The 8,139-nt window shown below is 68.9% G+C and carries 13 protein-coding genes; 12 read left to right on the top strand and 1 reads right to left on the bottom strand.

Annotated features, from left to right (window positions below):
- On the bottom strand, window positions 1–793 hold a 793-nt coding region (locus MFF54_RS20815), incomplete at its 3' end, for a patatin-like phospholipase family protein (protein ID WP_238305736.1).
- A 344-nt stretch (window positions 794–1,137) separates the two neighbouring features.
- Between MFF54_RS20815 and rplN the strand changes: the two genes are divergently transcribed.
- The 12 genes from rplN to MFF54_RS20875 all read left to right on the top strand — a co-directional run bounded on the left by rplN (window position 1,138) and on the right by MFF54_RS20875 (window position 7,869).
- Entirely contained in the window at window positions 1,138–1,506 is a 369-nt protein-coding gene (gene rplN, locus MFF54_RS20820; RefSeq protein WP_010686182.1) for a 50S ribosomal protein L14, read from the top strand.
- The gene (rplX, locus tag MFF54_RS20825) at window positions 1,506–1,820 is read left to right on the top strand and encodes a 50S ribosomal protein L24 (RefSeq protein WP_066927400.1); all 315 of its coding nucleotides are present in this window, start codon (window positions 1,506–1,508) and stop codon (window positions 1,818–1,820) included. The genes rplN and rplX overlap by 1 nt, the downstream gene beginning before the upstream one ends.
- Window positions 1,813–2,379, top strand: a complete 567-nt coding sequence (rplE, locus tag MFF54_RS20830; protein WP_238305751.1) for a 50S ribosomal protein L5 — start codon at window positions 1,813–1,815, stop codon at window positions 2,377–2,379. The genes rplX and rplE overlap by 8 nt, the downstream gene beginning before the upstream one ends.
- Before the next feature lie 39 nt (window positions 2,380–2,418).
- On the top strand, window positions 2,419–2,724 hold the full coding sequence (gene rpsN / locus MFF54_RS20835) for a 30S ribosomal protein S14 (RefSeq protein WP_066927404.1): 306 nt from the start codon (window positions 2,419–2,421) through the stop codon (window positions 2,722–2,724).
- A gap of 12 nt (window positions 2,725–2,736) precedes the next feature.
- Window positions 2,737–3,132 carry a 30S ribosomal protein S8 gene (rpsH, locus tag MFF54_RS20840; protein ID WP_238305761.1) on the top strand — a complete coding sequence of 132 codons (396 nt, stop codon included), beginning with the start codon at window positions 2,737–2,739 and terminating at the stop codon, window positions 3,130–3,132.
- Between the two features lie 22 nt (window positions 3,133–3,154).
- A complete protein-coding gene (gene rplF / locus MFF54_RS20845; protein WP_238305763.1) occupies window positions 3,155–3,688 on the top strand; it encodes a 50S ribosomal protein L6 in 534 nt (177 codons plus the stop codon).
- Between the two features lie 12 nt (window positions 3,689–3,700).
- Window positions 3,701–4,063 carry a 50S ribosomal protein L18 gene (gene rplR / locus MFF54_RS20850; RefSeq protein WP_109952583.1) on the top strand — a complete coding sequence of 121 codons (363 nt, stop codon included), beginning with the start codon at window positions 3,701–3,703 and terminating at the stop codon, window positions 4,061–4,063.
- 207 nt (window positions 4,064–4,270) lie between these two features.
- Window positions 4,271–4,858: a 30S ribosomal protein S5 gene (gene rpsE, locus MFF54_RS20855; RefSeq protein WP_238305773.1), complete on the top strand. Its 588-nt coding sequence runs from the start codon at window positions 4,271–4,273 to the stop codon at window positions 4,856–4,858.
- A 12-nt stretch (window positions 4,859–4,870) separates the two neighbouring features.
- Entirely contained in the window at window positions 4,871–5,062 is a 192-nt protein-coding gene (rpmD, locus tag MFF54_RS20860) for a 50S ribosomal protein L30 (RefSeq protein WP_238305781.1), read from the top strand.
- Between the two features lie 13 nt (window positions 5,063–5,075).
- On the top strand, window positions 5,076–5,576 hold the full coding sequence (rplO, locus tag MFF54_RS20865; RefSeq protein ID WP_238305792.1) for a 50S ribosomal protein L15: 501 nt from the start codon (window positions 5,076–5,078) through the stop codon (window positions 5,574–5,576).
- A gap of 156 nt (window positions 5,577–5,732) precedes the next feature.
- Window positions 5,733–7,082 carry a preprotein translocase subunit SecY gene (gene secY, locus MFF54_RS20870; protein WP_238305795.1) on the top strand — a complete coding sequence of 450 codons (1,350 nt, stop codon included), beginning with the start codon at window positions 5,733–5,735 and terminating at the stop codon, window positions 7,080–7,082.
- A gap of 184 nt (window positions 7,083–7,266) precedes the next feature.
- A complete protein-coding gene (locus tag MFF54_RS20875) occupies window positions 7,267–7,869 on the top strand; it encodes an adenylate kinase (RefSeq protein WP_238305798.1) in 603 nt (200 codons plus the stop codon).
- The last annotated feature ends 270 nt before the right edge of the window (window positions 7,870–8,139 follow it).

Here is an 8,139-nt window from a genome sequence, read left to right on the forward strand (position 1 = left end):
GCTCGCGCATCAGGCAGGCGTTGAAGCTGATGTCGCTCGCCCGTTTCACCACCTCGTCGGCCCGCTCGCCGACCGCGTCGGTGACGAAGGGCGTGAGCTGGACCACGATAAGATCGGTCGCGCCGTGGCCTCCGAAGACCAGCGGGTCGAGGGCCGGGTTGGCGACGTAGCCCCCGTCCCAGTAGCGCCGCCCGTCGATCTCGACGGGCGAGAACAGCTCCGGCAGGCAGCAGGAGGCCATCAGCGCGTCCTCGGTGATCTTGGTCCCCGTGAAGAGGCGTGCCGCCCCCGTGAGCACGTCCGTGGCGGACACGTAGAGCGGGATCGCACGCGGCGCCGTCAGCGCCTCGAAATCCACGCTCGCCGCCACGGCCTCCCGCCACGCGCGCATCGCCCGGAAGTCGGGGAAGTAGGGGGTGACGTGGCCGCCGTAGAGCCGGGTAAAAGTGAGGGACTGCTCCACCCAGGGCTCGAGCCAGGCGTTCACCCACGGCTCGAACCAGGGCGCCATCCAGGATGTGGTGCCGGGCGGAAGGCTGCCCGCCCAATCCCAGGCCCGTAGCGGCGAGCGGTCGGCGGTCGCGCGCCAGAGGCTGGCCAGCGCCGTGCGCGCGCCGTCGTCGCTGCCGCTGGCAAGCCCGGAGACCAGGGCGGCCCCGTTGAGGGCGCCCGCGCTCGCCCCGCTCACCGCCGAGATCCAGATATGCTCCTCCAGGAGCCGGTCGATGACGCCCCAGCCATAGGCGCCGTAGGCGCCGCCGCCTTGAAGGCCGAGTGCGATCCGTGGCTTCATGCGATCTCCGTCCTCGTCGGCCACACGTCCGGTCGTCAACAGCCGCCGCATAGCGGCGTTCCGGGCCGCGGATCCCCGCCGACCCGCGGCGGCCGGCAAGATCCGCGCCGCAGCGTCTCCCCACCTTCGTGCTTGAACTCCCGGGCGAACCGGTGTATCGGACCGGCCTTCGCGACAGTTTACGGGGTGCCAGCACCCCTCGTACGCGGTGACCGCGCCGGCCCCCGGGCCGATAGCGCGGTCTCTCTTATGAGCCGGGGACGTCAGGTCCCCATCAGGCGTCGTCCGCCGGGCAATACCGCCCGCGTGCGGAAACCCGCCTGAAACCAGGAAAGGTCACTCCCGTGATCCAGATGCAGACGAATCTGGACGTCGCCGACAACTCGGGTGCACGCCGCGTGATGTGCATCAAGGTGCTCGGCGGGTCGAAGCGCAAGTACGCGGGCGTCGGCGACGTGATCGTCGTCTCCGTCAAGGAGGCGATCCCGCGCGGTCGCGTGAAGAAGGGCGACGTCATGAAGGCGGTCGTCGTGCGCACGGCCAAGGACGTGAAGCGCGCCGACGGTTCGGTCATCCGCTTCGACAAGAACGCCGCCGTTCTGATCAACAATCAGAAGGAGCCGATCGGCACCCGCATCTTCGGGCCCGTGCCGCGGGAGCTCCGCGCGCGCAATCACATGAAGATCATCTCGCTGGCTCCGGAGGTGCTGTGATGGCCGCCAAGATCAAGAAGGGCGACACCGTCGTCGTCCTCACGGGTCGCGACAAGGGTCGCTCCGGCGAGGTCATCCAGGTGCTGCCGAAGGACGACAAGGCCTTCGTGCGCGGCATCAACCTGGTCAAGAAGCACCAGAAGCAGACGCAGAACCAGGAAGGCGGCATCATCTCCAAGGAGGCCGCCATCCAGCTCTCCAACCTCGCGGTCGCCGACGCCAACGGCAAGCCGACCCGCGTGGGTTTCCGCATCCTCGAGGACGGCCGCAAGGTCCGGTTCGCCAAGAGCACGGGGGATCAGATCGATGGCTGAGGCCGACAAGAACGCTTACACCCCCCGTCTGCGCCAGCACTACGACGAGGTGGTCCGCCAGAAGCTCATCGAGCAGTTCGGCTACAAGAACCCGATGCAGGTGCCGGTCATCGAGAAGATCGTCATCAACATGGGCGTCGGCGAGTCCACCGCCGACTCGAAGAAGGCCTCGGTCGCCGCCGGCGATCTGGCCCTCATCGCCGGTCAGAAGCCGGTGATCACCCGGGCCCGCAAGGCCATCGCGACCTTCAAGGTCCGTGAGGGCATGCCGATCGGCTGCAAGGTGACGCTGCGCAAGCAGCGCATGTACGAGTTCATGGACCGCCTGATCACCATCGCGCTGCCGCGCGTGCGTGACTTCCGCGGCCTGAACCCGCGCTCGTTCGACGGGCGCGGCAACTACGCGCTGGGTCTCAAGGAGCACCTCGTGTTCCCGGAGATCTCCTACGACAAGGCCGAGCAGACCTGGGGCATGGACATCGTCGTGGCGACTTCCGCCAAGACCGATGAAGAGGCCAAGGCCCTGCTCGCCGCCTTCAAGTTCCCGTTCCGGCAGTGAGGCCAGGCGCCTCAGACGCGGACACCGGAGAGAACAGACATGGCTAAGAAGAGCTCAGTCGAGAAGAACAACCGCCGCAAGGCCCTGGTCGCGCGCTTCGCCGAGAAGCGCAAAGGCCTCCTTGCCATCGCCAACAACGAGAGCCTTGAGATGGAGGAGCGCTTCGAGGCGCGCCTCAAGCTCGCGGAGCTGCCGCGCAACTCGTCGGCCGTTCGCATCCGCAACCGCTGCGAGATGACCGGCCGTCCGCGCGCCGTCTACCGCAAGATGGGCATCTCGCGCGTGGCGCTGCGCGAGCTCGGCAACCGGGGTCTGATCCCGGGCCTCGTCAAGTCGAGCTGGTAAGGAGGCATACCCATGGTCAACGATCCCGTGGGCGATATGCTCACCCGCATCCGCAACGGCCAGCAGCGCCGTCGCAACGTCGTGCAGACCCCCGGCTCGCGCCTGCGCGCCTCGGTGCTCGACGTCCTGAAGTCCGAGGGCTACATTCGCGACTACGCGGTGTCCGACCTCGGCAACGGCCGGACCGAGTTCGCGATCGAGCTGAAGTACTATGACGGCAAGCCCGTCATCCGCTCGATCCAGCGCGTGTCGAAGCCGGGCCGCCGAGTCTACTCGTCGGTCGGCGAGCTGCCGCGCGTGGCCGACGGCCTCGGCGTCACCATCGTGTCCACCCCGCAGGGCGTCATGGCCGACCACGTTGCGCGCGAGCGCAACGTCGGCGGCGAAGTGCTCTGCCAGGTGTTCTGATCCGGCGAGAGAGGAGAGGCAGATGTCTCGCGTAGGCAAGAAGCCCGTCCCCGTCCCGTCCGGCGTGACGGCGACGGTCGACGGTCAGACCGTGAAGATGAAGGGTCAGAAGGGCGAGCTGCAGTTCGTCGTCCCGGCCCTGGTGGACGTGGCTTTCGAGGACGGCGCGGTCTCCGTGCAGCCCAAGAACCAGTCCAAGGAGGCCCGCTCGCTGTGGGGCACCTCGCGCGCCCAGGTGGCGAACCTCGTCGAGGGCGTCTCGAAGGGCTTCGAGAAGAAGCTCGAGATCACCGGCGTGGGTTACCGCGCCGCGATGGCCGGCAAGGCCCTCAAGCTGTCGCTCGGCTACAGCCACGACATCGAGTACGAGATCCCGGCCGGCATCACCATCGTGACGCCCAAGCCCACGGAGATCGTGATCTCGGGCATCGACCGGCAGCGCGTCGGCCAAGTGGCCGCCGAGATCCGCGAGTACCGCGGCCCCGAGCCCTACAAGGGCAAGGGCGTCAAGTACGCTGGCGAGTTCATCTTCCGCAAGGAAGGCAAGAAGAAGTAAGGAGGGCTTAAGATGTCGAACAAGCTTATCGCCCTCCAGCGGCGCAAGATCCGCGTCCGGAAGGCCCTGCGGGCCGCCGCCAACGGCCGTCCGCGGCTCTCGGTGTTCCGCTCGTCGAAGCAGATCTACGTCCAGGTCATCGATGATGCCCAGGGCAAGACGCTCGCCGCCGCCTCGTCGATCGACAAGGCGCTCAAGGGCGACCTGAAGACCGGCGCCGACGTCGCCGCCGCCACCGCCGTGGGCAAGCTCGTCGCCGAGCGCGCCAAGGCGGCCGGCGTCACCAAGGTGATCTTCGACCGCTCGGGCTACATCTACCACGGCCGCGTCAAGGCCCTGGCCGATGCCGCCCGCGAGGGTGGTCTGGAGTTCTGAGCGCGCTCGGCGCGGACCGGGCCTTCGGACCGACGTCCGAGGGCCCGCAAGCGCGACGGCGCGCCGCCGCCCACGCGGCGGAGGTTCCATTCGCGATGGAACACCGAGACAAGAGATCCGGCGGAGGGGAGCGGCACGCCGCTCCTCATGAAACCAATCAAGCGAGCGGGCCCGCCGCCCGCGCCAGTGCGATGAACGGGTAGCAGAATGGCACGTGAACGTGAGGGCGGGGGCCGCGGCCGCCGCGAGGAGCGCGAGGAGCGCGACAGCGAGTTCGTGGACAAGCTCGTCCACATCAACCGCGTCGCCAAGGTGGTGAAGGGCGGCCGTCGCTTCGGCTTCGCGGCCCTCGTCGTCGTCGGCGACCAGAAGGGCCGGGTCGGCTTCGGCCACGGCAAGGCGCGCGAGGTGCCCGAGGCCATCCGCAAGGCGACGGAAGCCGCCAAGCGCGGCCTGATCCGCGTGTCGCTCCGCGAGGGCCGGACCCTGCACCACGACGTCAACGGCCGTCACGGCGCCGGCAAGGTGATCCTCCGCGCGGCCCCGCAGGGCACCGGCATCATCGCGGGCGGCCCGATGCGCGCCGTCTTCGAGACGCTCGGCATGCAGGACGTGGTGGCGAAGAGCCTCGGCTCCTCGAACCCCTACAACCTCGTGCGCGCCACCTTCGAGGCGCTCAAGAACGAGGACAGCCCGCGCTCCGTCGCGGCCCGCCGCGGTCTCAAGGTGTCGGCCCTCCAGAGCCGCCGCCGCGATGCCGACCCGAACGATCAGTCCGAAGCGGCTGTGGCGTAAGGAGAGGTTGGCATGGCTGAGAAGACCATCCGCGTCGAGCAGATCGGCTCGCCGATCCGCCGCGAGGCCTCCCAGCGCGCGACGCTGGTCGGCCTGAAGCTCAACAAGATGCATCGGGTCGCCGAGCTGGAGGACACTCCGGCCGTGCGCGGCATGATCCGCAAGGTCGCGCACCTCGTGCGCGTCCTCGACGGCGCTGCGTAAGGAGGGCGCCACGATGAAGCTCAACGAGATCCGCGACAACGAAGGCGCCACCAAGAACCGGATGCGCGTCGGCCGGGGCATCGGCTCCGGCAAGGGCAAGACCGCGGGACGCGGCGTGAAGGGTCAGAAGGCCCGCACCGGCGTGTCCATCAAGGGCTTCGAGGGCGGCCAGATGCCGCTGCATCGTCGCCTGCCGAAGCGCGGCTTCAACAACATCCACGCCGCCGACCTGAACGAGGTGAACCTCGGCCGGGTGCAGGAGGCGGTGGATGCGGGCCGGCTCGACGCCTCGGCGCCCATCACCGTCGAGGCGCTGGTCGCCGCCGGCATCCTCTCCCGTCCCCGCGACGGCGTGAAGCTGCTGGGCGTCGGCGAGCTGACCACGAAGCTCAGCTTCGAGGTCACCCGCGCGTCGAAGTCGGCGGTCGAGGCCGTCGAGAAGGCCGGCGGCAGCGTCACCGTCGCCTACGCGGCGGGCGTCGCCCACCGCGGCACGGCGTCCGCCGAGGCCTGAGGCTCCCGCGGGAGGCCGGCGCGACGCGTTGCGTCGGCCCCGCGAAGCGCTTAAGTCCAAGCCACCGAGCGGCGGCCCGTGCGACCTCGCACCGGCCGCCGTTCTTCGTTTCACCCGGACCCAACCGTCCGGCGACAGGTCCCAGGATAGACCGTCATGGCCTCAGCCGCCGAGCAGCTTGCCGCCAACCTCAATTTCGGGGCGATCGCGAAGGCCGATGAGCTGAAGAAGCGCATCTGGTTCACGCTCGGCGCCCTCGTGGTGTTCCGCCTGGGCACCTACGTGCCGATCCCCGGCATCGATCCGGAGCAGTTCGCCAGGAACTTCCAGCAGCAGGCGGGCGGCGTGCTCGGCCTGTTCAACATGTTCTCGGGCGGCGCGGTCGAGCGCATGGCGATCTTCGCGCTCAACATCATGCCCTACATCTCGGCCTCGATCATCATTCAGCTCCTGACCTCGGTGATCCCGAGCCTGGAGGCGCTGAAGAAGGAGGGCGAGTCGGGCCGCAAGGTCATCAACCAGTACACCCGCTACCTCACGGTGGTGCTGGCGCTGGTCCAGTCCTGGGGCATCGCGGTCGGCCTGCAGAGCTCGTCGGCGGCGATCGACCCGGGCCCGTTCTTCCTGGCCTCGACCGTGATCACGCTGACCGGCGGCACGCTGTTCCTGATGTGGATCGGCGAGCAGATCACCTCGCGCGGCATCGGCAACGGCTCCTCGCTCATCATCTTCGCCGGCATCGTGGCCCACCTGCCGGTGGCGATCGCGGGCGCGCTGGAATTGAGCCGCACGGGCGCGATGTCGCTCGCGACGCTCCTCGGCACCGCGGTCGGCGCCATCGCGCTGATCTACTTCATCGTGTTCATGGAGCGGGCCCAGCGCCGGGTGCTGATCAACTACCCGAAGCGCCAGGTCGGCAACCGCATGTACGAGGGCCAGACCTCGTTCCTGCCGCTCAAGCTCAACACCTCGGGCGTGATCCCGCCGATCTTCGCCTCGTCCCTGCTGCTGCTGCCCGCCACGGTGGCGAGCTTCTCGGCGAACCAGGGCTCGTCGGGCTTCCTCGGCACCCTGACCACGCTGCTCGGCCACGGCCAGCCGGTCTACATGGCGCTCTACGCCGCTCTGATCATCTTCTTCACGTTCTTCTACACGGCCGTCGTCTTCAACCCGCAGGAGACGGCCGACAACCTGAAGAAGCATGGCGGCTTCATCCCGGGCATCCGCCCGGGCGAGCGGACGGCGGCCTTCATCGACAAGGTGCTCACCCGCATCACGGTGATCGGCGCGCTCTACCTCACCTTCGTCTGTCTGGCGCCCGAGATCCTGGCGATGGCGCTCTCCTCGCAGAGCCTCGCCTTCGGCGGCACCTCGCTCCTCATCGTCGTCTCGGTGACGATGGACACGGTGGCGCAGATCCACGGGCACCTGATGGCCCACCAGTACGAGGGCCTGGTGAAGAAGGCGAAGCTGCGCGGCGCCTCGACCACCCAGCGCCGCCGCTGAGGTCCGGGCGGGATCCGTGACTGCGGCGGGGAGAATGCACGCTCCCCGTCTTTGGTCCGGCTCCCCTCCGCGGTAGAACCCGGCTACAACCCAACACCTGCCACCACCCAAGGCGATGCCGGGGAGGCTTCGCCATCGCCCCGGAAGCCGCTGCCAGAGCGGACAAGGACGAGGACACACCGCCATGCGCATCATTCTGCTCGGACCGCCCGGCGCGGGGAAGGGCACCCAGTCCGAGCGGATCGTGGCACGCTTCGGCGTCCCGCAGCTCTCGACCGGCGACATGCTGCGCGCGGCCGTGGCCGCCGGCACGCCGGTTGGCCTGGAAGCCAAGGCCGTGATGGAGGCCGGCGGCCTCGTCTCCGACAAGATCGTCGTCGGCATCGTCGCCGACCGGATCGAGGAGCCGGACGCCAAGCGTGGCTTTATCCTCGACGGCTTCCCGCGGACCGTCGAGCAGGCCAAGGCCCTCGACGCGATGCTCGCCGAGAAGGGTATCGCGCTCTCGACCGTGATCGAGCTGAAGGTGGACGAGGACGCGCTGGTCGGCCGGATCGCCAACCGCGCCGCCGAGACCGCCGCCCGGGGCCTACCGGTGCGCAAGGACGACACCCCGGAGGTGTTCAAGTCCCGGCTCGAGGCGTACCGCGCCCAGACCGCGCCGCTCTCCGACTACTACGCCCAGGCCGGCAAGCTCGAGACGATCGACGGCATGCAGCCGATCGACACGGTGACCAGCGAGCTGATGTCGCTCCTGGAACCCCACGCCGAGACCGCCGGGGCCTGATCCCGAATCCGTTCGCACCGGCTGTTGACATGAGGACCGGCCCGCGCTAGCAGGCCGGTCTTCGTCCATTCGAAACGTGGCTCGAGGTGCCCTGATCGGGCGGCCGCGGGCCGCGTCGTCGTTCGACGGACGCGCAAGGGCCGGACTCCACCGGACGCGCGGCAACCAGAAGACCGGGCCCCGGGCCCGGCACCGAACCCCCCGGTTCGGCACCATGGAGCGTTATCTTGGCCCGTATCGCAGGCGTCAACATCCCGACCGGCAAGCGCG

This window comes from Methylobacterium gregans, assembly GCF_022179245.1.
Taxonomy (GTDB): Bacteria; Pseudomonadota; Alphaproteobacteria; order Rhizobiales; family Beijerinckiaceae; genus Methylobacterium; species Methylobacterium gregans.

What these genes read in the sequence shown, in the direction of transcription:
- rplX (WP_066927400.1), top strand. Translation starts at nt 1,506, where the DNA reads ATGGCCGCCAAGATCAAGAAGGGCGACACCGTCGTCGTCCTCACGGGT.
- rplE (WP_238305751.1), top strand. Translation starts at nt 1,813, where the DNA reads ATGGCTGAGGCCGACAAGAACGCTTACACCCCCCGTCTGCGCCAGCAC.
- rpsN (WP_066927404.1), top strand. Translation starts at nt 2,419, where the DNA reads ATGGCTAAGAAGAGCTCAGTCGAGAAGAACAACCGCCGCAAGGCCCTG.
- rpsH (WP_238305761.1), top strand. Translation starts at nt 2,737, where the DNA reads ATGGTCAACGATCCCGTGGGCGATATGCTCACCCGCATCCGCAACGGC.
- rplF (WP_238305763.1), top strand. Translation starts at nt 3,155, where the DNA reads ATGTCTCGCGTAGGCAAGAAGCCCGTCCCCGTCCCGTCCGGCGTGACG.
- rplR (WP_109952583.1), top strand. Translation starts at nt 3,701, where the DNA reads ATGTCGAACAAGCTTATCGCCCTCCAGCGGCGCAAGATCCGCGTCCGG.
- rpsE (WP_238305773.1), top strand. Translation starts at nt 4,271, where the DNA reads ATGGCACGTGAACGTGAGGGCGGGGGCCGCGGCCGCCGCGAGGAGCGC.
- rpmD (WP_238305781.1), top strand. Translation starts at nt 4,871, where the DNA reads ATGGCTGAGAAGACCATCCGCGTCGAGCAGATCGGCTCGCCGATCCGC.
- rplO (WP_238305792.1), top strand. Translation starts at nt 5,076, where the DNA reads ATGAAGCTCAACGAGATCCGCGACAACGAAGGCGCCACCAAGAACCGG.
- secY (WP_238305795.1), top strand. Translation starts at nt 5,733, where the DNA reads ATGGCCTCAGCCGCCGAGCAGCTTGCCGCCAACCTCAATTTCGGGGCG.
- MFF54_RS20875 (WP_238305798.1), top strand. Translation starts at nt 7,267, where the DNA reads ATGCGCATCATTCTGCTCGGACCGCCCGGCGCGGGGAAGGGCACCCAG.